General features: G+C 61.9%; 21 protein-coding genes. 15 read left to right on the top strand and 6 right to left on the bottom strand.

Features of this window, described 5'->3' with window-relative positions:
- Positions 1 to 83 precede the first annotated feature (83 nt).
- Both DFO46_RS22730 and DFO46_RS22725 read left to right on the top strand, forming a co-directional pair.
- Entirely contained in the window at positions 84 to 1,364 is a 1,281-nt protein-coding gene (locus DFO46_RS22730; protein ID WP_120279206.1) for a 4-aminobutyrate--2-oxoglutarate transaminase, read from the top strand.
- 3 nt (positions 1,365 to 1,367) lie between these two features.
- Entirely contained in the window at positions 1,368 to 2,852 is a 1,485-nt protein-coding gene (locus DFO46_RS22725; protein ID WP_110793695.1) for an NAD-dependent succinate-semialdehyde dehydrogenase, read from the top strand.
- Positions 2,853 to 2,882: 30 nt separating this feature from the next.
- On the opposite strand, the gene DFO46_RS22720 is transcribed toward DFO46_RS22725, so the two are convergent.
- Entirely contained in the window at positions 2,883 to 3,869 is a 987-nt protein-coding gene (locus tag DFO46_RS22720) for a hydrogen peroxide-inducible genes activator (protein ID WP_348627767.1), read from the bottom strand.
- Between the two features lie 46 nt (positions 3,870 to 3,915).
- Between DFO46_RS22720 and DFO46_RS22715 the strand changes: the two genes are divergently transcribed.
- Positions 3,916 to 4,149 (top strand): YdcH family protein, encoded by a 234-nt coding sequence (locus DFO46_RS22715; RefSeq protein ID WP_183042005.1) that lies wholly within the window; start codon positions 3,916 to 3,918, stop codon positions 4,147 to 4,149.
- A 109-nt stretch (positions 4,150 to 4,258) separates the two neighbouring features.
- On the opposite strand, the gene efp is transcribed toward DFO46_RS22715, so the two are convergent.
- The gene (gene efp / locus DFO46_RS22710) at positions 4,259 to 4,828 is read right to left on the bottom strand and encodes an elongation factor P (protein ID WP_110793692.1); all 570 of its coding nucleotides are present in this window, start codon (positions 4,826 to 4,828) and stop codon (positions 4,259 to 4,261) included.
- Between the two features lie 137 nt (positions 4,829 to 4,965).
- On the opposite strand from efp, the gene epmA reads away from it, so the two are divergent.
- From epmA to DFO46_RS22660, 10 genes are all read left to right on the top strand, one after another.
- The gene (gene epmA, locus DFO46_RS22705; protein WP_120279203.1) at positions 4,966 to 6,033 is read left to right on the top strand and encodes an EF-P lysine aminoacylase EpmA; all 1,068 of its coding nucleotides are present in this window, start codon (positions 4,966 to 4,968) and stop codon (positions 6,031 to 6,033) included.
- Positions 6,026 to 7,069: a lysine-2,3-aminomutase-like protein gene (locus DFO46_RS22700; protein WP_110793690.1), complete on the top strand. Its 1,044-nt coding sequence runs from the start codon at positions 6,026 to 6,028 to the stop codon at positions 7,067 to 7,069. The genes epmA and DFO46_RS22700 overlap by 8 nt, the downstream gene beginning before the upstream one ends.
- A 164-nt stretch (positions 7,070 to 7,233) precedes the next feature.
- Complete coding sequence (locus tag DFO46_RS22695; RefSeq protein ID WP_110793689.1) at positions 7,234 to 7,485, top strand: acyl carrier protein; 252 nt, start codon at positions 7,234 to 7,236, stop codon at positions 7,483 to 7,485.
- Positions 7,485 to 8,666 (top strand): acyl-CoA dehydrogenase family protein, encoded by a 1,182-nt coding sequence (locus DFO46_RS22690; RefSeq protein ID WP_120279202.1) that lies wholly within the window; start codon positions 7,485 to 7,487, stop codon positions 8,664 to 8,666. The genes DFO46_RS22695 and DFO46_RS22690 overlap by 1 nt, the downstream gene beginning before the upstream one ends.
- Positions 8,667 to 8,671: 5 nt before the next feature.
- Positions 8,672 to 9,580, top strand: a complete 909-nt coding sequence (locus DFO46_RS22685) for an amino acid--[acyl-carrier-protein] ligase (protein ID WP_120279201.1) — start codon at positions 8,672 to 8,674, stop codon at positions 9,578 to 9,580.
- Positions 9,581 to 9,587: 7 nt separating this feature from the next.
- On the top strand, positions 9,588 to 10,553 hold the full coding sequence (locus tag DFO46_RS22680; protein ID WP_120279200.1) for a DUF1839 family protein: 966 nt from the start codon (positions 9,588 to 9,590) through the stop codon (positions 10,551 to 10,553).
- A gap of 10 nt (positions 10,554 to 10,563) precedes the next feature.
- On the top strand, positions 10,564 to 13,032 hold the full coding sequence (locus tag DFO46_RS22675) for a glycoside hydrolase family 2 protein (protein ID WP_120279199.1): 2,469 nt from the start codon (positions 10,564 to 10,566) through the stop codon (positions 13,030 to 13,032).
- A 302-nt stretch (positions 13,033 to 13,334) separates the two neighbouring features.
- Positions 13,335 to 14,219: a formyltetrahydrofolate deformylase gene (gene purU / locus DFO46_RS22670; RefSeq protein ID WP_110793684.1), complete on the top strand. Its 885-nt coding sequence runs from the start codon at positions 13,335 to 13,337 to the stop codon at positions 14,217 to 14,219.
- Between the two features lie 99 nt (positions 14,220 to 14,318).
- Positions 14,319 to 17,243, top strand: a complete 2,925-nt coding sequence (locus tag DFO46_RS22665; protein ID WP_120279198.1) for an aminotransferase — start codon at positions 14,319 to 14,321, stop codon at positions 17,241 to 17,243.
- A 171-nt stretch (positions 17,244 to 17,414) separates the two neighbouring features.
- Positions 17,415 to 17,822, top strand: coding sequence for a DUF3307 domain-containing protein (locus tag DFO46_RS22660; RefSeq protein WP_120279197.1), 408 nt, complete (start codon positions 17,415 to 17,417; stop codon positions 17,820 to 17,822).
- 3 nt (positions 17,823 to 17,825) lie between these two features.
- Here DFO46_RS22660 and DFO46_RS22655 read toward each other — a convergent pair whose 3' ends face one another.
- Complete coding sequence (locus DFO46_RS22655; protein WP_120279215.1) at positions 17,826 to 18,728, bottom strand: LysR family transcriptional regulator; 903 nt, start codon at positions 18,726 to 18,728, stop codon at positions 17,826 to 17,828.
- Positions 18,729 to 18,907: 179 nt separating this feature from the next.
- Here DFO46_RS22655 and DFO46_RS22650 point away from each other — a divergent pair, with 179 nt between their 5' ends.
- Both DFO46_RS22650 and DFO46_RS22645 read left to right on the top strand, forming a co-directional pair.
- Positions 18,908 to 20,191 (top strand): FAD-binding oxidoreductase, encoded by a 1,284-nt coding sequence (locus DFO46_RS22650; protein ID WP_120279196.1) that lies wholly within the window; start codon positions 18,908 to 18,910, stop codon positions 20,189 to 20,191.
- Positions 20,192 to 20,229: 38 nt separating this feature from the next.
- Entirely contained in the window at positions 20,230 to 21,771 is a 1,542-nt protein-coding gene (locus DFO46_RS22645) for an aldehyde dehydrogenase family protein (protein WP_120279195.1), read from the top strand.
- A 92-nt stretch (positions 21,772 to 21,863) separates the two neighbouring features.
- Here DFO46_RS22645 and DFO46_RS22640 read toward each other — a convergent pair whose 3' ends face one another.
- The 3 genes from DFO46_RS22640 to exbB are packed head-to-tail and all read right to left on the bottom strand — an operon-like array spanning position 21,864 to position 24,235.
- Positions 21,864 to 22,799, bottom strand: a complete 936-nt coding sequence (locus DFO46_RS22640; RefSeq protein ID WP_120279194.1) for an energy transducer TonB — start codon at positions 22,797 to 22,799, stop codon at positions 21,864 to 21,866.
- Positions 22,796 to 23,272 carry a TonB system transport protein ExbD gene (gene exbD, locus DFO46_RS22635; RefSeq protein ID WP_120279193.1) on the bottom strand — a complete coding sequence of 159 codons (477 nt, stop codon included), beginning with the start codon at positions 23,270 to 23,272 and terminating at the stop codon, positions 22,796 to 22,798. The genes DFO46_RS22640 and exbD overlap by 4 nt, the downstream gene beginning before the upstream one ends.
- 3 nt (positions 23,273 to 23,275) lie before the next feature.
- The gene (exbB, locus tag DFO46_RS22630) at positions 23,276 to 24,235 is read right to left on the bottom strand and encodes a tonB-system energizer ExbB (protein WP_120279192.1); all 960 of its coding nucleotides are present in this window, start codon (positions 24,233 to 24,235) and stop codon (positions 23,276 to 23,278) included.
- Positions 24,236 to 24,355: the final 120 nt, after the last annotated feature.

The following is a 24,355-nucleotide window of genomic DNA, read 5'->3' as shown; positions in this document are numbered from 1 at the left end:
CAGAAAAAATGTAGGAAATATCGCACCGCGCGATCGCAGTCGGATGCGACGCCGCTGGCAACCCTTCGCACAGGACGAAAACGATGAAGAACGCCGAAATCTCAGCTCGCAAGAATGACGCCATCTCCCGCGGCGTCGGCATGACCACGCAGATCTATGCCGACAAGGCTGAGAATTCCGAGATCTGGGACGTCGAAGGCCGACGTTACATCGACTTTGCCGGCGGCATCGCCGTTCTCAATACCGGGCATCGGCACCCGAAGGTCGTTGAAGCGGTCAAGAAGCAGCTCGACCGCTTTACCCATACCTGCCATCAGGTTGTGCCCTACGAGAACTACGTCGCGCTCGCCGAACGCCTGAACAAGATCGTACCGGGCAATTTCGAGAAGAAGACGATCTTTGCAACGACCGGCGCCGAAGCCGTCGAGAACGCCATCAAGATCGCGCGTTGCGCCACCGGCCGCTCCGCCGTCATCGCGTTTACCGGCGGCTTCCATGGCCGCACCTTCATGGGCATGGCGCTGACCGGCAAGGTTGTCCCCTACAAGGTCGGGTTCGGCCCGATGATGAACGACGTGTTCCACGTTCCCTTCCCGCTTGAGATGCACGGCATCGACGTCGAGACCACGCTCGACGTTCTCGACAAGCTCTTCAAGGCCGACGTCGACCCGAAGCGGGTCGCCGCAATCATTCTCGAGCCGGTCCAGGGCGAAGGCGGCTTCTATGATGTTCCGCGTCCGCTGATGAAGGCTCTGCGCGAACTCTGCGACGAACACGGTATCCTTCTGGTCGCCGACGAGGTCCAGACTGGCTTTGCGCGCACCGGCAAGCTGTTTGCCATGGAGCACTACGACGTCGTTCCGGACCTGACGACGATGGCCAAGAGCCTTGCTGGCGGCTTCCCGCTCTCGGCCGTCACCGGCCGCGCCGAACTGATGGATGCCCCCGGCCCCGGTGGCCTCGGTGGTACCTATGCAGGCAACCCGCTGGCGATTGCCGCAGCCCATGCCGTGCTCGACGTCATCGAAGAGGAACAGCTCTGCGAGCGCGCCAACCAGCTCGGCAACCGCCTGAAGCAGCGCCTCGAAAGCCTTCGCGCCGACATTCCCCACATCATGGATATCCGTGGCCTCGGCTTCATGAATGCCGTCGAGTTCAAGGTTCCGGGAACCGACAAGCCCAACGCGGATTTCACCAATGCGGTCCGCGTCAAGGCGTTGGAAAAGGGCCTGATCCTTTTGACGTGCGGCGTCTACAGCAACGTCATCCGCTTCCTCGCCCCGATCACCATCCAGGACGAGGTGTTCAACGAGGCGCTCGACCTGATCGAAGCGTCGATCCGCGAAGTCGCAGCAGGAGCTTAAGGCATGACCCTTTCCAAAATTCTGACCGACAAGCTCAAGGACCCATCGCTTGCAACCGACAAGTCGCTGGTCGGCAACGAGTGGCTCGCCACCAGCCAGTCCGGCAAGACCTTTGAGGTTACGAACCCGGCGACCGGCGACGTCATCGCCGTTCTGCCAGACGTGAACAAGGCGGAAGTCACCAAGGCAATCGACGCGGCGCACGCCGCACAGAAGGCCTGGGCGAAAAAGACCGGCAAGGAGCGCGCAGCCGTGCTCCGCAAGCTGAACGACCTGATGGTCGCCAATGCCGATGACCTCGCCACGATCCTCACCATGGAAATGGGCAAACCCTGGCCGGAAGCCCGTGGCGAAATCCTCTATGGCGCATCCTATGTCGAATGGTTCGCCGAGGAAGCCAAGCGCGTCTATGGCGACACGATCCCCGGCCACCAGGCCGACAAGCGGATCATGGTCATCAAGCAGCCCATCGGCGTCGTCGGCGCGATCACGCCGTGGAACTTCCCGAACGCCATGCTCGCCCGCAAGGTCGCCCCGGCACTTGCCGTCGGCTGCGCGATGGTCTCGAAGCCTGCTGCCCAGACACCGCTCTCGGCGCTCGCCCTTGCGATCCTCGCGGAACGCGCAGGCCTGCCGGCCGGACTGTTTTCGGTACTCACATCAACCAATGCCGCCATGGTCGGTGAGGAAATGTGCGCCAACGACAAGGTCCGCAAACTGACCTTTACCGGCTCGACCAATGTCGGTCGCATCCTGATGCGCCAGGGTGCCGACCAGATCATGAAGCTCGGCCTCGAACTCGGCGGCAACGCGCCGTTCATCGTCTTCGACGATGCGGATCTCGATGCCGCCGTCGAAGGCGCGATGATCTCGAAATACCGCAATGCCGGACAGACATGCGTCTGCGCCAACCGTCTCTACGTCCAGTCGGGTGTCTACGACGCATTTGCCAAGAAGCTCGCCGAGAAGGTCTCCCAGCTGAAGGTTGGCGACGGTTTTGCCGAAGGCGTGACGACGGGCCCGCTGATCGATTCCAAGGCCATCGAGAAGGTCAAGGAACATGTGGCCGACGCCGTATCGAAGGGCGCTAAGGTCGCACTCGGAGGCAATAGTGCCGAGGCCGGCGACCTGTTCTTCCAGCCGACCATCCTGACAGGCGTCACCACCGCCATGAAGGTAGCGACCGAAGAAACCTTCGGCCCCGTCGCCCCGCTCTTCAAGTTCGAGACGGAAGAGGAAGTTGTGGAACTCGCCAACGCCACGGAGTTCGGCCTCGCCTCCTACTTCTATTCGAAGGACATCGCGAAGATCTTCCGGGTTGCGGAAGCCCTCGAATACGGCATGGTCGGCGTCAACACCGGCCTGATTTCGACGGAAGTCGCACCCTTTGGCGGCATCAAGCAGTCCGGCCTCGGCCGCGAAGGGTCGAAATACGGCATCGATGACTACACCGAGATCAAGTATATCTGCCTCGGCGGCATCGCCTGACATCAGCTTGATCCCCGGCCTCGCCGGGGATCATGTCCCGCCAATCGACCCTGACGCAAACAGCCCCTCCGCGACCTGCCGGCCGAGTTCTGCCAGGGACTGGAAGTGCCTCCCCCTGGCGCTTGATTTCCGCCAGAAGAACGCAATGTCACGCGTGCCCTGCCAATCCGCGATGGTCAGCAGACGGATGTTTTCATCCTTGGCAAACTCCGAGCGCACATAAAGCTCCGGAAACAGCGACAGCCCCATTTCGATCGAAACCATCTGCCGGATCGCATCGAGGCTCGATCCCTCATAATCTTCGGCCAGGATCGCACCCGACATTTCCGCGAGCTTTCTGACGTCGTCCAGCAGTCTGTGTCCTGGACCGAGCGTCAGCAACCGCATGCCCTCGAGCGCTGCCATCGGGACAGACCTGTGATCGGCAAGTGGGTGTTTGTGCGGAACCCCCAGATAGATCCGTTCTCGGCAGATTACCTCGGCCACCAGATCCGGCTCGTGAAACGGCACCGGGCCAACGCCACAATCCGTCTCGCCCTGCAACACGGCCTTTTCCAGCTGCCGTGGACGGTCTTCGCGAATATAGAGTTTGAGGTCCGGATGTTGGCGATGCAGACGCGGCAGCAGATAAGGCAGGAAATAGGGCCCGAAGGACGGCGCAACCCCGAGCCGGATGGCGCCGCCGAGATTGCCCTTGGAACTGATCGCCAAGGCCCGGATTTCGTCCAGTCCGCTGAGGATGACCTTGGCAGCCCTGATGATTTCCGCCCCCACAGGGGTTGGCGTCACCTGGCCCGGCATCCGGTCGATCAATGCCACGCCAAGCTGCTTTTCCAGCAGCGCCACCTGCACGGACAGCGTCGGCTGGGAAACATGACATCGCCGGGCAGCCTCGCCGAAATGCCCCGCCTCTCCGAGCGCGATCAGATATTCCAGCTGGCGGTGGCTCGGTCGAAACGGCATCGCAACCTCATAGGGAACCTCTATGAGAATGATATAATCAATGAATTGGAACAATCAACGAAGCGTTTCCATATTCGGCTCATCGGAAAGGAGACGACTCATGAAGCAACTTTTGAAAGCCCTCAAAGCCCGCCATTCGATCGTAGCCGCCAAGATCGACGAGGAGCAGCGCCGCCCCCGGCCGGATGGCATCAGAGTTCGTGCGTTGAAGAAGATCAAGCTGCACCTGAAGGAGCAGATCACGCTGCTGGAGCGGGGGGATTCATCCCAGGCCGCAAGCCGCAGCCGCCGCGCCGTCTCTTCCTTCGGAAATCCGCTCGCCGCCGGATATTGACATCAACGTGTCGACGAAGGGCCCGCCATGATCGCTGGCCCTGAGTGTTCCATGCAAAAGGCCCGGCGTCGGAAACGCCGGGCCTCATCTGTATGACGAACGAAGAAGCTTAGTTCTTGGCGCGCTCGACGTAGGAATTGTCTTCGGTCGCGATCACGACACGGATGCCGGCATCGATATGCGGCGGCACCATGGTGCGGATGCCGTTCGACAGCATTGCCGGCTTGTAGGACGACGACGCCGTCTGGCCCTTGACGACCGGCTCGGTCTCGGTGATTTCGAGCGTCACGTGACGCGGCAGCTGGATGGCAAGCGCCACGCCTTCATGCATCGAGAGAATGCAGACCATGCCCTCCTGCAGATAGGCCTTCTGTTCGCCCATGGTTTCCGCATCGACCACGACCTGGTCGTAGCTTTCCGGGTTCATGAAGTGGAAGCCTTCACCGTCTTCATAGAGGAACTGGTGGTTGACGTCCTCGACGAAGGCGCGCTCGACCTGTTCGGTCGTCCGCCAGCGCTCCGAAACCTTCACGCCATCGACGATGCGACGCATGTTGACCTGCGTGACCGGGGTCCCCTTGCCGGGGTGGAAGTTTTCAGCGGTGAGAACGACATAGAGCTTGCCGTCGACATCGATAACATTGCCCTTGCGGACGGAAGAGGCGATAACCTTGACCATTGGAATTCCTTGTATCTGCGTGAGACCCGTCGTAAAGGACGGCCGTCCCTGCTGACGTCTTCGAATTTCTCGGGCGGGACTAACCCAAATCCGGCAAAATAGCCAGCCCGTGTTGAGAGAAGGATCGAGAATCCGGAATGTCCGATCGAAGCCGTTCATCCCCTGCGTGGTGGACCCCTTCGGCCCATGCCGATCGGCGCCCCTTCCTGATCGGACGCAACCGGATCCAGGCCGCTTTCCGCCACCATTTCGCGACCCAGGATTTCGTCGAAGTCGATACGGCGACGCTACAGGTGTCGCCGGGCAACGAAGCCCATCTGCATGCCTTTGCCACTGAGGCTCTTGGGCATGACGGCTCTGCAGCCCCGCTCTATCTCCACACATCACCGGAATTCGCCTGCAAGAAGCTCCTCTCGGCCGGCGAAACCCGCATCACCTGCTTCGCCCATGTCTACCGCAATCGCGAACGTGGATCACTGCACCACCCCGAATTCACCATGCTGGAATGGTACCGCGTCGGGCAGTCCTACGAGACTCTGATGCAGGACTGCGCGGAGCTTCTGGCGCTGGCCGCCCAGACTGCCGGCACCGGCCGCTTTGCCTACAACGGCAAGACAGCAGATCCGTTTGCGACGCCGGAACGCATCTCGGTCGCCGATGCTTTCACCCGCTATGCGGATATCGATCTGCTGGCCACGATTGCCTCCGACGGGACAACCGATCGCGACGCACTCGCGACCCAGATGCGGGCCAAGGCCCTGCGCGTCGCAGACGACGACACCTGGGCCGACCTCTTCAGCCGCATCATCGTCGACAAGGTGGAGCCCAATCTCGGACTCGGCCGCGCCACCATCCTCGACAGATACCCGGTCGCCGAGGCAGCGCTTGCGCGCCCCTGCGCCGACGATCCGCGTGTCGCGGAACGCTTCGAGCTCTATGCCTGCGGTGTCGAACTCGCCAACGCCTTCGGCGAACTCACCGATCCCGCTGAGCAACGGCGCCGCTTCGAGGCCGAGATGGTCGAAAAGCAGCGCGTCTACGGCGAAACCTATCCGCTGGACGAAGACTTCCTTGAAGCGCTCGCCATCATGCCGCAAGCCTCCGGCATCGCCCTCGGCTTTGATCGTCTGGTGATGCTGGCAACCGGTGCCCTCAGGATCGACCAAGTCATCTGGGCGCCGGTGACGGAGACGCACCTTGGCTGATGCCACCCTGCGCACGGTCGAGGATCTGGTCTCGGCGGGTCTGGTCAAGCCCGGCCCGGCCAAGGCGCTTGATGCCGTCACGGAACGTTACGCCATCGCTCTCACGCCGACTGTCGCGCGGCTGATCGACACGAGCGACCCATTGGACCCGATCGCCGCACAATACCTGCCAACAGCGGCTGAACTCATCGAGCACCCCGACGAACGGCCCGATCCGATCGGTGATCATCCGCATTCGCCGGTCGACGGGATCGTGCACCGCTACCCCGATCGCGTCCTGCTGAAGCTTCTCCATGTCTGTCCGGTTTACTGCCGCTTCTGTTTTCGGCGTGAAATGGTGGGGCCTGACGGTGACGGGACACTGTCGTCTCAACAACTCGATACCGCACTTGACTACATCCGCAGCCATGACGGCATCTGGGAAGTCATCCTGACAGGCGGCGACCCGCTGATCCTGTCACCCCGGCGCCTGCGCGACGTGATGCAGGCGCTCGCGACCATCGACCACGTCAAGATCGTTCGCATTCACAGCCGCGTGCCCGCCGTCGATCCGGCGCGGATCACGCCAGAACTCGTCGAGGCCCTGAAATCGGGTGGCAAGACAGTTTTCGTAGCGCTGCATGCGAACCATCCCCGCGAACTGACACCTGAGGTTCGGGCAGCCTGCACCCGGCTGGTTGATGCCGGCATATCGATGGTCAGCCAAAGCGTGCTGCTGAAGGGCATCAACGACCATGCGGATACACTAGCAGCGCTGATGCGCGCCTTTGTCGAGATGCGGGTGAAGCCCTATTACCTGCATCATCCCGACATGGCGCCCGGGACCGGTCACTTCCGTCTGACGATCGCCGAAGGCCAGGCCATCATGCGCGAACTGCGCAACCGGATCTCCGGCCTTTGCATACCGCAATACATCCTCGACCTGCCGGACGGCCATGGCAAAGTTGAGGCGGGCGCAAGCGCACTGCGCCAAGTTGAACCAAATCGATACATCATCGTCGATCGTCACGGAGATGAACGCTCCTACCAAGAGTAAATAAACTTGGTAAATCGGCTTTCATTTCAATAAAGGTGCGATTTAGACATGCAATGATTGCCATTCACTCGGGTTTTATGGAATTCATTAGCGAAAACTTCGTCTTTCCTCTGTAAGAAATCGCTCAATAAAAATGTGAGCCATGACTTGGGAAGGAAGAGACGATGAACGACACCATTCGCGCACTCCTGTCGAAACTGGGCGGCCTTCCGGTGGCTGTCGAGACGCTCGCCGACAATGCCGATCTCTATGCAGCAGGCCTCTCTTCCTTCGCATCGGTGCAGCTGATGCTCGGTCTCGAAGAGGCATTCGACATGGAATTCCCCGATCACCTCCTGAACCGCAAATCCTTCGCCAGCATCGCGGCGATCGAAGCGACGGTCGACACCATCCTCAAGGATAGAAAGGTCGCCTGATGGACCTCTCGAGCAAGTCGGCGGACCAGAGCTTGAAAGCCCGCGCCGTCAGGGTCTCCGCCATCGCGGCCGTCTATGCCGACGACGTCGACCGCCAGGGCCGCTTCCCCCTCGAAGCCGTCGAGGCGATGAAAGCCGAGAACCTGCTCGGCATCCAGATTCCGGCGGACTGTGGCGGCGAAGGCCGGTCGACTTCCGAGATCGCGGAACTCTGCACGATCATTGCCCAGGCCTGTGCCGCAAGCGCCATGATCTTCGCCATGCACCAGATCAAGGTGTCGAGCCTCGTTTCCCACGGCACCGAGGCCGAGTGGCATCGCGGCTTCATGCGCAAGATCTGCGACGAGCAGCTGCTGCTCGGCTCGGCGACCACGGAAGGCGGCATCGGCGGCAACCTGCGCAACTCGATCTGCGCCATCGAGGTCGAGGGTGATCGCTGCCGCCTGGAGAAGGACGCCACCGTCATCTCCTACGGCAAACATGCCGACGCCATTCTCATCACCTCCCGCGCCCACAAGGATGCTCCGCCGACCGACCAGGTGATGACGGTGTTTCTCAAAGACCAGTACACGCTGGAACAGACGCATGTCTGGGACACCATGGGCATGCGCGGCACCTGCTCGGACGGTTTCCTCTTCAAGGGTGAAGCCCCCGCCATACAGATCCTGCCGAAGCCTTTCGCCGAGATTGCAGCTCAGTCGATGCTGGCAAGTTCGCACCTTCTCTGGAGCGCTCTTTGGTACGGTATCGCCGTCGACGCCTTCACCAAGGCCCAGACCTTCATCCGCGCCGCGGCCCGCAAGGCGCCAGGGACACAGCCTCCCGGCCTCGTGCAGCTGGCAGATATGTCGAGCGAGCTCCAGGTGATCCGGTCCAATATTCAGTCCGGGCTGGTATCTTACGAACAGGCGTTGAAGGACCCGGATCGCCTGTCCTCGATGGGCTTTGCCGTTGCCATGAACAACGTCAAGATCGCCTCCTCGGAGATGATCCTGCCGGTCATCAACCAGGCGCTCAGGATCTGCGGCATCATGGGCTACAAGAACGGCACGCCGTTCAGCCTCGGCCGTCATCTGCGCGATGCCCATTCTGCAGAACTGATGATTTCGAATGACCGCATTCTCGGCAACACGTCGACGATGCTGCTCGTGCATAAACAAGAAACCGGATTGCTGGGGTAACGGACATGGATATGCAGGTAAGCTTTCTCGACCGCCTCTTCGAGAGCGGCCTTCTGATCGAGACGGGTGTTGACGGCCTTTACGGCCGCAGCGGCCAGTTCGAAGACGTCATCGCCGCCTTCGAGCGATTGATCGACCGCGTCGGCGGCGCAGACGGCGCGGAAGCCATCCGCTTCCCGCCCGGCATGAACCGCGCCTATTTCGAAGCGAGCGGCTACATGAAGAGCTTCCCGCAGCTTGCCGGCACCGTGCATTCCTTCTGCGGCAACGATCACGACCATATGAGCCTCCTGCAATGCATGGAAGAGGGCAAGGACTGGACGAAGGAGCAGAGGGCAACCGACATCGCGCTCACGCCTGCTGCCTGCTACCCGCTTTATCCGACGGTTGCCAAGCGCGGCCCGATCTCCATGGATGGCGGCCTCTTCGACCTTCAGTCCTATTGCTTCCGCCACGAGCCGTCGAAGGATCCGGCACGCCAGCAGCTCTTCCGCATGCGCGAATATGTCTGCATGGGCACCGAAGCCCATGTCACGACTTTCCGCCAGACCTGGATGGATCGCGGCGTCGAGATGATGAAGTCGATCGGGCTTGACGTCGAGATCGACGTTGCCAACGACCCCTTCTTCGGCCGCGCCGGGCGCCTGATGGCCAACAACCAGCGCGACCAGAACCTGAAGTTCGAGCTGTTGATCCCCGTCACCTCGCAAGCCAACAAGACGGCCTGCATGAGCTTCAACTACCACCAGGATGCCTTTGGCCAGAAATGGGGCCTGGTCCTTGCCGATGGTTCGACCGCTTTCACGGCCTGCGTGGGTTTTGGACTGGAACGGATCGCACTGGCGCTCTTCGCTCAGCACGGTCTGGATGTCGCGCAGTGGCCCGAACACGTTCGCACAACGCTCTGGGGCTGAGAGCATTATGACGGCAGTCTTTCCCGGGCTTGATCCGGCAACCTACCAGCCCCATGCGCTTCATTCGAGCGAGCGCATGTGGCCGGAGACGAACTGCTATGTCGATCTGTGGATCGAGGTTCTGGCGGCGCAGGGCCTGAGCCCGGAAGCCATGCTGGGTTTTACGCTCACGCAGGATTTTGAGGGCGACCAGTTCACCTTCTTCAAGGTGCCGCTGGAGGACCTCGAAAGCCTCTATGATATTCGCGTCACGGAACTCGCGATCTTCGACCGCGTGGAAACGCATGTGGAAGAACAGATCCGTCGCTGCCGCCTTTGCCTGGTCGAGATGGACAGTTATTTCATGCCGGATACGCAAGGCGTCGGCTACCGCCAGGAGCACGGCAAGACCACAGTCGGCATCAACCGCCTCGACGTTGCCGGCCGCAGCATGGACTACTTCCACAATGGCGGCTTCTTCCGCGTCGAGGGAGAGGATTTCGACGGCGTCTTCCAGCTAAACCAGCCGGACGGCAGCCTGCCATTCCTGCCCTATACGGAATTTGCCAAATTTCCCGAGCGGCAGACGACGCCGGCTCATCAGCGCGAAATCGCAGCAGCGCTTTTGAGACGGCACTTCGCCCGCCGACCGCTGGCAAATCCGATCGCTGACTTTGCCAAGGTCTTCCCGACCCAGGTGGAAGCGATCGCCGAGCGCCCCTTCGGCTACTTCCACAAATATGCCTTCAACACGCTGCGCCAATTCGGCGCCAATTTTGAATTGCTCGCGAGCCACCTGACCTGGCTCGACGCTGAGGCGCATGAGCACGCAATTGCTGAGGCTCTGAAAATCAGCGAGAACGCCAAGACGGTACAGTTCCAGCTTGCCCGCGCAATCGCGCGCAAGAAATTCGACCCACTCGCCGCAGCGCTCGATCCCGCGGTTGCGGCCTGGGACCGGCTGATGGATGATCTCGGCAGCCGGCTGATTTGAAGGACAAGACATGACGGGCACGATCTATCTGGGAGCGGATGTCCGTCCGTTGGAAGCAGGCTGGACGCTACTCGTAACCGAAGCCGGTCGCCATGCCGACCCGTCGCAAGTCCATCGCCCCGCAGCACGCATTCCGGCGACCGTCCCCGGCACCGTGGCCGGGGCCTTGACCGATGCCGGCCTGTTTGATCCTCAAAACCCGCATCCGCTGCACGACAAGGACGCCTGGTATTTTCGCTCGCTGGACGGCGAAGCACCCGGTCCGGCCATCCTGCGCTTCGAAGGTTTGGCGACCATCGCCGAGATCTATGTGAATGGGGTCCTCAAAGCCTCCAGCGACAGCATGTTCGAAAGCCTCGACGTCCCCGTCGACCTGACCGGACGCGATGAACTGGCCATCTGCTTTCGCGCGCTCCAGCCGCATCTCGACAAGCGCGGCCCCCGCGCCCGCTGGCGCCCCCAGATGTTCGACCACCAGGGCCTCCGGCTCCTCCGCACGACGCCATTCGGCCACATGCCCGGCTGGTGTCCGGAAAGTCACCCCGTCGGCCCCTATCGTCCCATCCTTCTGATCCGTCCGGGACAGGACACGATCCAAGGTCTTACCATACAGGCGGACCTCGACGACTTCGGCACCGGCAAGCTGACCATTCGCCTGAAACTGGAGGGAAGTCCCGCCGCCTCGATCCTGTGCTGTGGACGAAGCGCGGAGCTGACGGCCGGCCCGGGCGGACTGCTCGAAGCCCGTATCGATCTGCCCGGCATCGCCCCCTGGTGGCCCCGCACTCATGGCAACCCGACCCTGCACGACCTCACGCTCTCGATCGACGGGCGCCTCCATTCGCTCGGCCTTGTCGGCTTCCGCCGCATCGAGGTGGACCATGACGACGACGGAAAGGGTTTTGGCCTGCGGGTCAACGGCGTTCCCGTTTTCTGCCGCGGTGCCGTCTGGACCAATGCGGATATTTTGCGCCTCTCAGGATCGGCCGAGACCTATGCGCCCTGGCTGATGAAAGCCGCCGAAGCCAATATGAACATGATCCGCATCGGCGGAACCATGACCTATGAAAACCGGGACTTCTTCGCCCTCTGCGACCAGCTCGGCCTTCTGGTCTGGCAGGATCTGATGCTGGCGAATTTCGACTATCCCTTTGCCGACGAGGCCTTCGCCGCAAAGGTTGAGCAGGAAGTTCGGAGCCTTCTGGGCACCCTGCAGGGCCATCCCTCCCTCGCCGTGATCTGCGGCGGCAGCGAAGTCTTCCAGCAGGGCGCCATGCTGGGCCTTCCAGCAGCCGCCTGGAATGGCGCCTTCTTCAACGAGACCCTTGCACACGTAGCACACGAAGCTCGTCCGGACTGCGCCTATGTCGCCAATTCACCCTCCGGCGGCGCCATGCCCTTCTCGCCGAACGAAGGCGTTACCCATTATTATGGTGTCGGCGCCTATCAGCGGCCGCTCGAGGATGCGCGCCGGGCCAATGTCCGCTTCGCCGCCGAATCTCTGGCCTTCGCCCATATCCCGCAACAGCGCACCCTCGACCATCACCTGCCGGTCAGCCCCGTGCATGATCCGCGATGGAAGGCCCGCGTGCCCAGAGATCGCGGCGCCTCCTGGGATTTCGAAGATATCCGCGACCACTATCTCGAAGTCCTCTACGGTTTCGATCCGGCACGCCTGCGCCGCGAGGACCGGGGATTGTATCTCGACATCTCGCGGGCAGTGACCACAGAAGTGGTGACGGAAACCTATGCCGAATGGCGTCGGACCGGATCGTCATGCCGGGGCGCCCTCGTCTGGACCCTCCAGGACCTCGAACCGGGGCCCGGCTGGGGTGTCATTGACGCCATCGGTGAAGCCAAGCCCGTCTGGTATGGCCTGAAGCGCGCTTTCCGTCCGCTGCAGCTGCTGATGACTGACGAAGGATCGAACGGGCTGTGTATACACATGATCAACGAGACGGCATGCTCCAAAGCCGTAAAGCTGGAGGTCGCCTGCCTGCGCGACGGTCGCCATGCCGTGGTCAAGGGCAGCCGCGACCTCATCCTCGATGCGCACCGCACGGTCCAACTGGCAGCAACCGATCTTTTCGGTGCCTTCTTCGACACCACCTATGCCTTCCGCTTCGGGCCACCGTCGCATGATGTCACCGTTGCCCGGCTTCTTTCTGAAGACGGCAGCTTGCTTGCCGAAACCTTCCATTTCCCGCTCGGACGCAGCAAGGCACTCTATCCGGCAGAATTCGGACACACCCTGAGCGCGGTCGACACCGGTTGGGTAGTCGAGCTCACCGCCAACCAGTTCGCCCAGTCCGTTCATCTCGATTTCGAGCACTATCTGCCTGAAGACGACTGGTTTCATCTGGCGCCGGGACAACCTCGGACCATCCGCCTGTCGCCACGCACAGGCACCGACGCGAATGTGAGACCGAGCGGCACTCTCGCCCATCTCGGGAGCCGGAACGGCTATTCTATCTTCTGACCATCGGCGACAAACCAAAAGCGTTGCCGGCGCCTTCACCAGCACCGTCGCCGAAATCTCGCCCCAGCCATTCAATGACGACGGGGATGCGTCTTTGGAAGACGCAACGGGAACGGAGTTTTCCGCCTTCTCGCCTAATCTCGCATCCCAGACACAAGCGGGGCGGTCGCCGACGGACGAGAGATGCATATGGCATCTGGCGATCTTCCACCTCGCAAACAACCGGTTGCACAGGCGGCGCTTTCCGAATTGCCGCAAATGCGATAGAGACGCGCGGCAGATCCGCAGGGAGAAGAGAACCGATGAAGAGCTATGTTTTGACAGTGTCCTGTGCGTCGACGCGCGGTATCGTCGCGGCGATTTCCGGTTATCTCGCGGACCAAGGCTGCAACATCGTCGACTCGTCGCAGTTTGACGATCTCCACACCGGCCAGTTCTTCATGCGCGTCTCCTTCATTTCCGAAGAAGGAGCGACCCAGGCAAAGATCGAGCAGGGCTTCGCACCGGTCGCCGACCGCTTCGGCATGAGCTGGAACCTCTACGACGATGCCAAGCGCGAAAAGGTCCTGCTGATGGTCTCGCGCTTCGGCCATTGCCTCAATGACCTGCTCTATCGCTGGAAGATCGGCGCCCTGCCGATCGAGATCGTCGGTGTCATCTCCAACCACTTCGACTACCAGAAGGTTGTCGTCAATCACGACATCCCCTTCCACCACATCCCTGTGACCAAGGCCAACAAGCCCGAGGCCGAGGCTCGCATCATGGATATCGTCGAGCAGACCGGGACGGAACTGATCGTACTGGCCCGCTACATGCAGATCCTCTCTGATCAGATGTGCCAGAAGATGTCGGGCAAGATCATCAACATTCACCATTCCTTCCTGCCGTCGTTCAAGGGAGCGAACCCCTACAAGCAGGCCTTCGAGCGCGGCGTAAAGCTGATCGGGGCAACGGCGCACTATGTCACAGCCGATCTCGACGAAGGTCCGATCATCGAACAGGACGTCGCCCGCATTACCCATGCGCAGTCGGCGGACGACTATGTCTCGATCGGCCGCGACGTCGAAAGCCAGGTGCTGGCGCGCGCCATCCATGCCCATATTCATCACCGCACCTTCATCAACGGCAACCGCACCGTCGTCTTCCCGGCCAGCCCTGGCTCCTATGCCTCAGAGCGCATGGGCTGAGTAATTTAGCCAGGAAGTACAGACGACCCTCCTCCCGGGATGGACGCTTGACATCGGTCTGGATAATGTCGCCGCCATGATTCCTTGGGGGGACCCTTCATGGCCGACTCGGCTCTTCTTCAGCGCACTGAACTCTCGCGTCCGGATGTATCCATTTCGGACGCAAAAGCCATTCTGGGCGACTTCTATGGCTTCCATGGAGAGATACGTGAACTCGGCAGCCAGCAGGACCGCAACTTCCTGATTGACACCGGACCTGAACGCTTCGTTCTGAAAGTGACCCGAGCCGAGTACCCCTATGCTGAACTTGAGGCGCAGAACCTTGCGATGATGCATCTGCGCAGTCTGGATCTGGGTCTGGACATTCCCGAACCGATCGCCACGCTGACCGGCGAATACATTCCACAATGCGAGATCGCCGGCAGTTACTACTGGCTCCGGGTGCTGACATTCCTCGACGGCCAGCCGTTGACGCGGCAGAAATTCCTGGCGGAGGATCAGGTCGCGGCGCTCGGTGATGTCACGGCCCGCGTCGCCCTTGGCCTGAAGGATTTCAAGCATCCCGGCCTCGAACGGGAGCTGCAATGGGACCTGCGCCGGGCCGGACCTGTTGCGTTGCATCTGCTGAAATCGGTGAATGATCAGTCCAAGCGGGACCGCATCGCAAAGGCGATGATCGTCGCGGTGAAGCGGATGCAAGCGGTCGCTCCCGAATTGCGCCTGCACGCCATCCACCATGACGTAACGGACGACAACGTGGTCGCCCGTCCGGGCTCCAACGCCCGTCTCATGCCGGTCGGCGTCATCGATTTCGGCGACGTGATGTACGGCTGGCTGATTGCCGACCTCGCGGTTGCCTGTGCCGCCCTGCTGCATCATGCGGAAGGCGATCCCTTCTTCATCCTGCCCGCCGTCAAGGCATTCCATGCTCGCTATCCTCTGACGCAAGCCGAACTCATCGCTCTCTGGCCGTTGATCGTTGCGCGTGCAGGTGTGCTTGTAGCCAGCAGCGAGCAGCAATTGTCGATCGATCCGGACAACGAATATGTCCTGGGCAATGCTGCCCACGAACGTGAGATTTTTGACACCGCGACATCGGTCCCTTACTCGCTGATGGAGACGGCCATTCTGGACGCTGTCGGCCTTGCCCGATCGGCCGAAATGACCTTCGCCACGCCACTTCTCCCGGACGTTACCCCGGAAAACCTGCGTCTCACCGACCTCAGCGTCACCAGCCCCGATTTTGTCGCCGATGACTGGGCAGACCAGGAAGTCGACTGGAAGCTGCTTGCCCGCGCGGCGATGGAGACCGGTTATTCCTCAACACGTTATGGCGAGTACCGCCTCTCCTACACGCGCCGGCTGTCCGAGCGTGCGCCGGCGACCTTTGCCCTGCACATTGACATGTGCCTGCCGAGCGAGACACGGGCCATTGCTCCCTTTGATGCGACGGTGAAGCGGAACGGCCACCATGTCATCCTGTCTTCGCCTGAACTCGCTCTGCATCTTGACGGCATCGATTGCCCACTGGAAGACGGCGCAAGCGTCGCAACCGGAGACAGCATCGGCCAGGTTGCCGGCGCGGCCGGCAGCATTGGTGGCCTGCGCATCCAGCTGTGCCGCGATACGGATCTGATCCCGCCGCTCTTTGCCAAACCGCACCAAAGTGCTGTCTGGAGCCAGCTGTGCCCGTCGCCTTCGCGCCTCCTGGGTATCGGCATTGACGCCCCAGCACCGCAGAGCGAGGCCGTGCTGAAACGCCGAAACAAGAGCTTTGCAAAGCCACAGAAGAACTACTACGCGGCCCCGCCGCAGATCGAGCGTGGCTGGAAGGAACACCTTTTCGACGTCACGGGTCGCGCCTATCTCGACATGGTCAACAATGTCAGCATCCTGGGCCACGGCAATCCGACCCTGGCTGCGGCCGTCGGGCGACAGTGGTCCATGCTGAACACCAATTCGCGTTTTCACTACTCGGTCGTCGCAGACTTCTCCGACCGGCTAGCAGCTCTTGCCCCGGAAGGGCTGGATACGGTCTTCCTGGTCAACTCCGGTTCCGAAGCGGTGGACTTGGCGATCCGTCTCGCCTGGGCCCACAGTGGTCGCCGCAACATCCTGAGCCTGCTGGAAGCCTATCACGGCTGGACTGTCGCGAGCGACGCCGTCTCGACATCTCTGGCGGATAACCCGCAAGCGTTGGAAACCCGTCCGGATTGGGTCCACCCCGTTCTCTCGCCCAACACCTATCGCGGCAAATTCCGCGGCGCCGGAGCGACGGAAGGCTACGTTGCAGCCGTCGCGGAAACCATTGCCGCCATCGATGAGCGGGGTGATGGCTTGGCCGGCTTCATCGCAGAAAGTGTCTACGGCAATGCGGGCGGAATCCCGCTTCCACCGGGGTACCTGCAACAGGTCTATGCCATGGTCCGCGCACGCGGCGGCCTCTGCATTGCTGACGAGGTGCAGGTGGGTTATGGCCGCCTCGGCCATCACTTCTGGGGCTTCGACCAGCAAGGCGTTGTACCCGACATCATCACGATCGCCAAAGGCATGGGCAACGGCCAGCCGCTCGGCGCCGTTATCACCCGCCGCGAAGTGGCCGACAGCCTCGAGCGTGAAGGCTACTTCTTCTCGTCTGCGGGTGGCAGCCCTGTCAGTTGCGTCGTCGGCATGACGGTGCTCGACATCATGCAGAAGGAAGACCTGCAGAGAAACGCGCGCGAAACCGGCGACTACCTGAAGGCACGTCTCGAAGCGCTGGGCCAGCGGTTCCCGTTGGTCGGCGCGGTTCATGGCATGGGGCTTTACCTGGGGCTGGAATTCGTCCGCGATCGGGAAACGCTGGAACCTGCCACGGAGGAGACGGCAGCCATCTGCAACCGGTTGCTAGATCTCGGCGTCATTATGCAGCCGACGGGCGACCATCTTAACGTCTTTAAAATAAAGCCGCCGCTCTGCCTCGCACGTGAAAGTGCCGATTTCTTCGTGGATACCCTTGAAAAGGTGCTTTCCGAAGGGTGGTGACAGGCAAGACCTGAGACCGCAGATCCTTCAAATTCGCTAAGCGGGGCCTGCAAATTGGCACCCGCTTGGCAACGAGGTAAAAAGCCCAAATCTGGGTATACGAAATGGCGGCTTCACAGCCTTTCATTGAGTGGTCTATCGTCACGGCAAGGACACCTCGAAGGAAAGCGCATGCCCATCATCCCAGAGCAAATCTCTGCCCACGTGCTGATTTGGGCCACCGCTCTGTTCATCCTGAAGCAGTTGGTCGCGGATTTCGTGCTCCAGACCAGCTGGATGGCCAGGGGCAAGGAGCAGCAATCCGGATGGCTCTTCCCCCTCGCGGCCCACGTGACCATCCACGCGCTGACAACGCTGGCGATTTGCCTGCTGCTCTCGCCATCCCTCGCATGGCTCGCCCTGGTTGACCTGCTCGTTCATGCCGCCATAGACCGCAGCAAATCCCTGATACAGATCCGACTACAGTTCAAACCGGACCAGAGTGGCTATTGGTGGATGTTGGGGTTGGACCAGACGTTGCATCACGCCACGCATCTCGTCTTCGCGATCACGCTCGCATCGGCCAGCACGGCCCCCTGATCGTCAACCTGCCATCTCGCGCGCCAGTTCCTCAACGATCCAGGTACGGAACTTGACCAGCGGCGGATAGGCCGAACGCTCTCGTGGATAGGCGAGGTAATATCGCTGTGCGCTCTGCATTGGCCGGTTCACGGCGGCAACGAGATCGCCGCGTTTCAATTCTTCACGGATGAGAAAAGTCGGCAGCAGCGCGACACCCAATCCACCGACCGCAGCCTGTGAAGCTGTGGCGAACTGGTCGAACAGCATGCCATGCACGCTGCCGAAAGCCACGCCATTCTCCGTGAACCAGCGCTCCCAGGCATCCGGTCGTGTCGTCAGATGCAGCAACGGCGCGGACAGAAGGTCGTCAGGCGTCTCTATTCCATGCGCAAGCTTGAAGCCCGGACTGCAGGCCGGCAGTGTCTCCTCCTGCATCAGGAAGGCAAGCTCCGCTCCCGGCCAGACGGCATCGCCGAAGTGAATGGCCGCATCGATGGAATCCAGCCGAAAATCGAAGGGAGAGAGCCGTGTCACAAGATTGACGGTGATCCCGGCATTGGCCTCGAGAAACCGCCCAAGCCGAGGGGCGAGCCAACGCGCGCCGAAGGTCGGCAGGATGGCGAGATTCAGAGTTCCGCCATGCGGATTGGCCTTCAGGTTCAGCGAGGCACTCGAGATGCGTCGCAGCGCCTCGCGGATTTCGCGCGCGTAGCTGTCTCCCGCCACGGTCAGGCGGATGGTCTGACGCTCCCGCAGGAACAGTTCCACGCCGAGCTGGTTCTCCAGCGCCTTGATCTGACGACTGACAGCACTCTGCGTCAGGTCGAGCTCCCGCGCTGCTGCAGTGACGCTGCCGGTTCGGGCTGCGGCCTCGAAAGCAGTCAGCAGGGAGAGTGAAGGCAGAAATCGGCGGGCAGCGAGCATGGTCATGCCTTTTCGGAATGAACTCTTGAGAATTTATCGCTGGAATGGGGTAGAATGCTCTTCTAGAAATCGCAAGATGATACGAAGTGGAATGATCTGGGAGACAGGCGCACGCGCCGGATCGATCTTCGGCTCTACCGTTTCGCCCTCCTCAGCCACCGTCCTTTGGGGACCCGCCCATGCTTGATGATCCACGCTCACACGGCCTCTGGGAAAAGACGGCGCCGTTACCGCCGGCGACGGCAAAGCTGCAAGGCGCAGCCAGGGCGGACGTTGTGGTGATCGGTGGCGGCTATACCGGTTTGTCCACCGCCCTGCACCTCGCGGAAGCCGGCACGTCGGTGGTGCTCCTCGAAGCACGTGAGATCGGCTTTGGCGGTGCGGGTCGCAATGTCGGCCTGATCAACGCCGGCATGTGGGTCATGCCCGATGACCTGCCCGGCGAACTCGGCCCTACCCATGGCGAGCGCCTGCTGGAGCTTCTCGGCAACGGCCCCCGCGCGGTGATGGAGATCATCGACCGCCATGGGATCGCGTGTGAACTGGAGCGCCAGGGCACACTGCATTGCGCTGTCGGCACCGCTGGCCGCAAGGAGATCGAGGCACGTGCCGAACAGTGGCAGCGTCGTGGCGCGCCGGTTGAGCTGCTCGACATCGCAGAAACCGAATACAAAATCGGAACGCGTGCCTATCAAGGCGCGCTGCTCGACAAGCGTGCGGGCACCCTGCAACCGCTCGCATACGCGCGTGGCCTCGCCCATGCCGCCATGAAAGCCGGCGTCATCCTGCATACATCGAGCCCGGTCGACAATTACGAACGCACGGCAGATGGCTGGCGCGTGATGACCGCAGAAGGCTCCGTCGATGCCCAATGGGTCGTCGCCGCCACCGACGCCTATAGCGAAGGCCCCTTCGCGGCGGTCCGCGAGGAGCAGATCCATCTGCCCTATTTCAACTTCGCCACGGTGCCGCTCAGTGATAATCTGCGCAAGGCGATCCTCGCCGAGCGTCAGGGATGCTGGGACACCAAGGAAGTGCTCTCGTCCTTCCGCATGGACAAGGCCGGCCGCATGGTGTTCGGCAGCGTCGGTGCACTGCGTGGAACTGGCCTCTCCATTCATCGAAATTGGGCTCGCCGTGCCCTGAAAGCGATTTTCCCGCAGATCGGAGACATTGCCTTCGAAAGCGAATGGTATGGCCAGATTGGCATGACCACCAACGCGCTCCCCCGTTTCCACAAATTTGCCCCCGGCGTGATCGGATTCTCCGGCTATAACGGCCGGGGCATTTCACCCGGTACCGTCTTCGGCAAGACACTGGCCGCCCACATTCTCGGACAGTTGAGCGAAGACGAACTTCCCTTGCCGCTGACGGACCCGCAAGCACCACCCTTCCGCAGCATCAAGGAAGCATGGTACGAGGCCGGCGCCCAATTGGCGCATCTGGCCGGCGCCCGATTTTGACCAGACAAGACCCAGGTAGACCTGACGGAAGGACCATCATGACCCTCGCCACACTCACGTTTTCGGCCGAAATCACGTCGCTCATGGCAAGCTTCGGCGTTGATGAAAAGGCGCTGAAAGGCGGCACGCTCGCCGTCCGTTCCCCGATCAACGGTGAAACCATCGCCAACGTTGCCGAAATCTCGACCGACGAAACGCGCAAGGCCATCGACGCCGCCCACAAGGCCTTCCTCGAATGGCGCCTCGTTCCGGCCCCGCAGCGCGGCGAACTGATCCGCCTGCTCGGCGAAGAACTGCGCGCAGCCAAGATCGAACTCGGCCGCCTGGTCTCGATCGAAGTCGGCAAGATCACCTCGGAAGGCCTGGGCGAAGTCCAGGAAATGATCGACATCTGCGATTTCGCCGTCGGCCTGTCGCGCCAGCTCTACGGCCTGACGATCGCGACCGAACGCGCCGAACACCGCATGATGGAAACCTGGCATCCGCTCGGCGTCACCGGAATCATCTCCGCCTTCAACTTCCCGGTCGCCGTCTGGTCCTGGAACGCAGCGCTTGCGCTCGTCTGCGGCAACCCGACCGTCTGGAAGCCGTCGGAAAAGACCCCGCTCACTGCCATCGCCACCCAGGCGATCTTCGAAAAGGCTCTGAAGCGCTACATCGCGCAAGGCGGCAAGGCTCCGGCCAACCTCTCGACGCTTCTAATCGGCGGCCGTGACATCGGCGAGATCCTGGTCGATCATCCGAAGGTGCCGCTGATCTCTGCAACCGGTTCGACCGCCATGGGCCGCACCGTCGGGCCGCGCGTCGCCGCTCGTTTCGGCCGCTCGATCCTCGAACTCGGTGGCAACAATGCCGCCATCGTCGGCCCCTCGGCCGATCTCGACCTGACCCTGCGTGGCGTCGCCTTCGCTGCCATGGGCACCGCCGGCCAGCGCTGCACCACGCTTCGCCGCCTCTTCGTCCATGAAAGCGTCTATGACACACTGGTTCCGCGGCTGATCAAGGCCTATGGCTCCGTCACCATCGGCAACCCGCTGGAGGCCGGCAACCTGATTGGCCCGCTGATCGACAAGGGTGCCTTTGACCGCATGCAGCACGCGCTCGACGCCGCGCGTAGCGCCGGTGGCAAGGTGCATGGCGGCGACCGCGTCCATGGCGAGGCCGCGTCCAGTGCCTATTATGCACGTCCGGCGCTCGTCGAAATGCCGGAGCAGGTCGGTCCCGTCGTGGACGAAACCTTCGCCCCGATCCTCTATGTCATCAAATATAGCGATTTCGATCAGGCGCTGGCGCTGAACAACGACGTGCCGCAGGGCCTGTCGTCCTCGATCTTCACCAATGACATTCGCGAGGCGGAAGCCTTCGTCTCCGACCGTGGCTCGGATTGCGGCATCGCCAACGTCAACATCGGCCCTTCAGGTGCCGAAATCGGTGGCGCATTCGGTGGCGAAAAAGAAACCGGCGGCGGCCGCGAGTCCGGCTCCGATGCCTGGAAGGCCTATATGCGCCGCCAGACCAACACCGTGAACTACGGCCGCACACTGCCGCTCGCCCAGGGCGTGAAGTTCGACATCGAGTAAAACAACGAGGGCCGGCGCCGCTGCGGCGCCGGCCTTTCAATTGTGGCCCTCACGATCCGGTCTTCAGCGACCGACAATCTCGTCCGCTCCCCTCAGCGCAGGTTGAAGCGCACCGGTGCCGTGACCGTCTTGTTGACGCCCGGCGGCGGAGCGGGCACGGGAGAGGCGTTGCGCACCATCGCGACCACCGCATCGTCGAGCGTCGCAAACCCGGACGAGCGCGACAGCGAAACCGACAGGACGTTGCCGGCATCATCGATCCGGAACCGCACATAGACAGTCCCTTCCTCGCGATTGCTGCGCGCTTCCGATGGATAACGCTTGCGCCGCTCGAGATGCGACATCAGCCGCAACTGCCATTTGGCGGGAGACACACTGCTGCCGGCACCGCTGCTGGAGGCGCGTGCGGCATTGCGATCAGCCTGGGCGACTTCCGCCTTTGCCTGCCGCGCTGTCCGCGAAGCAGGTGGCGGTGCCTGCTGCTTCTTTGCCACTTTCTTCTTCGGCGCGATCGGCTTCTCGACCTTCGGCTCGGGCTTTGGAGGCCGTATCATCGGGATCGGCACCTCGACATTCTCGAGTTGCGCCATCACCAACTCTTCGATCGGATCGATTTCCTCGACCGGCTCCGGCAAAGGTTCGGGTTCCATGATCGGCGGCGGCTCGATGACCTGTTCAGCCACTTCGGGCAAGGGTTCCGGCACTGGTTCAGGCACAGGCTCGGGCAGAGGCTGGATAGGTGGCGGCTCGTCAGGTTCCGGCAGCGGCTCACTGGAGGCGGTCTGGACCTCTTCGGCGTCAACCTGATCGGTCGAAACCTCGGTCTCCTCGGTAATCTCCGCTTCCGGCTCCGGCGCCAGTTCGATCATGATCGCCGGTCGTGGCCCGCTGTCCTCCATGGCGACCATGGGGTCACGCAGCAGCAGGGCAACAGCCCCGGCATGGGCCGTCACCACCAGAACGCCGGCCGTCGTCCACAGCAGCCATTCGCCGAGCACACGTCCTGTGGAACGGCTCTCCCCGCTCATGGCTTCGGCTCCGCAGAGGGCGCAGTCGTCTCGGCGGCGCCGTGAGGCACCGGCAGGCTTTCGAGCCCGACCAGCGCGATCTTCAGATATCCGGCATCGCGCAACAGGTTCATCACCTCCATGAACTTGCCGTAGTCGACCGTCTTGTCCGCACGCAGGAAGATGCGGGCGTCCTTGTTGCCGTCACTGATGCGGTCGAGGGACACGCCAAGCGCCTCGCGCGTAACGGTGTCGTTGCCGAGCGAGAGGCTCATGTCTTCCTTGAGCGTGACATAGATCGGCTCATCCGATCGCTCCGCCGGCTTCGCCGTCGAGGCCGGCAGGTCGACATTCACGTCAACCGTAGAGAGCGGTGCCGCGACCATGAAGATGATCAAGAGCACAAGCATGACGTCGATGAACGGCGTCACGTTGATTTCGTGGTTTTCCGCCAGGTCGTCGCCCGATTGTGTATCGCGAATGCCGCCGGCCATGACTTACTCCGCCGCCTGGAGGTTGGTGGCCCGGATCGACAGCGCACTTTTGCGAAAATCGAGATCGCGGCTCACCAGCCGTTCGATGCCAGCCGCAGCATCGGACACAAGCTGGCGGTACCCGGTCACCGAGCGGGCAAAGACGTTGTAGATGATGACGGCCGGGATTGCCGCGACAAGGCCCACAGCGGTTGCAAGTAGTGCCTCGGCGATGCCGGGAGCAACGACAGCGAGGTTGGTCGTCTGTGTCTCGGCAATGCCGATGAAGGAGTTCATGATGCCCCACACGGTTCCGAACAGCCCAACGAAGGGGGCCGTCGAGCCGATACTGGCCAGCACGCCCGTTCCCTTGGCCATCTGGCGACCTGCACGCACCTCGAGGCGTCCAAGTGCGGAGGAAACGCGTTCCTTGACGCCCTCGGCACCGGCACGATCGATGGCCCCGTCAGAGAGCATCATTTCATGTTCGGCGGCCCGCACCATGGACGCAACGACGCCGCCACGCCTTTCAAGCAAGGCCAGAGCATCTTTCAGGTTCGCGGCCTTGGCGACCGCTTTCAGTCCTCGCGCGGCGCGGGCGCGGGCACCGAACAGCTGAAGCGTCTTTGCCAGCCACACGGTCCAGGTCACGAGTGAAGCAAAACCGAGCGCAAGCATCACGCCTTTGACGATCCAGTCAGCGGCCATGAACATGCCGACCGGCGACAGGTCATGCGGAAGGGAACCGCGCGCGGCACCGGTGTCGACGGGTTGGACAGCTGGAGGCAGTGCCGTCGGTTCGATGGTCTGAGATGTAGCGGGAACACCGTCTGACATCTGTTGTGCGCCCACCGGTCCAGTTGCCGGTTCGAAAGCACCATCGCCCGTGCCTGGGGCCTGAGCACAGGCGACGGAAGCCATGAGAAGCACAGCGAGCGCAACGCCGATGCGCAAGGCCGAATGTCCCGTATGGATGAAAGACACTGGGAGCTCCCTATGAGATGGTGCGAATAAGGGCGAGCGCCATCAATGCGACCGCAATGTCCCCCTCAATAATAAACTTGAGTTTTTTTGACAAGAAATAATGGTGCCGCAGGCCGCAAT

It is taken from the genome of Rhizobium sp. AG855 (assembly GCF_003610655.1).
Taxonomy (GTDB): domain Bacteria; phylum Pseudomonadota; class Alphaproteobacteria; order Rhizobiales; family Rhizobiaceae; genus Allorhizobium; species Allorhizobium wuzhouense.
Note: the sequence above shows the minus strand (reverse complement) of the source record. Positions and strands in the feature narration are given on the sequence as shown.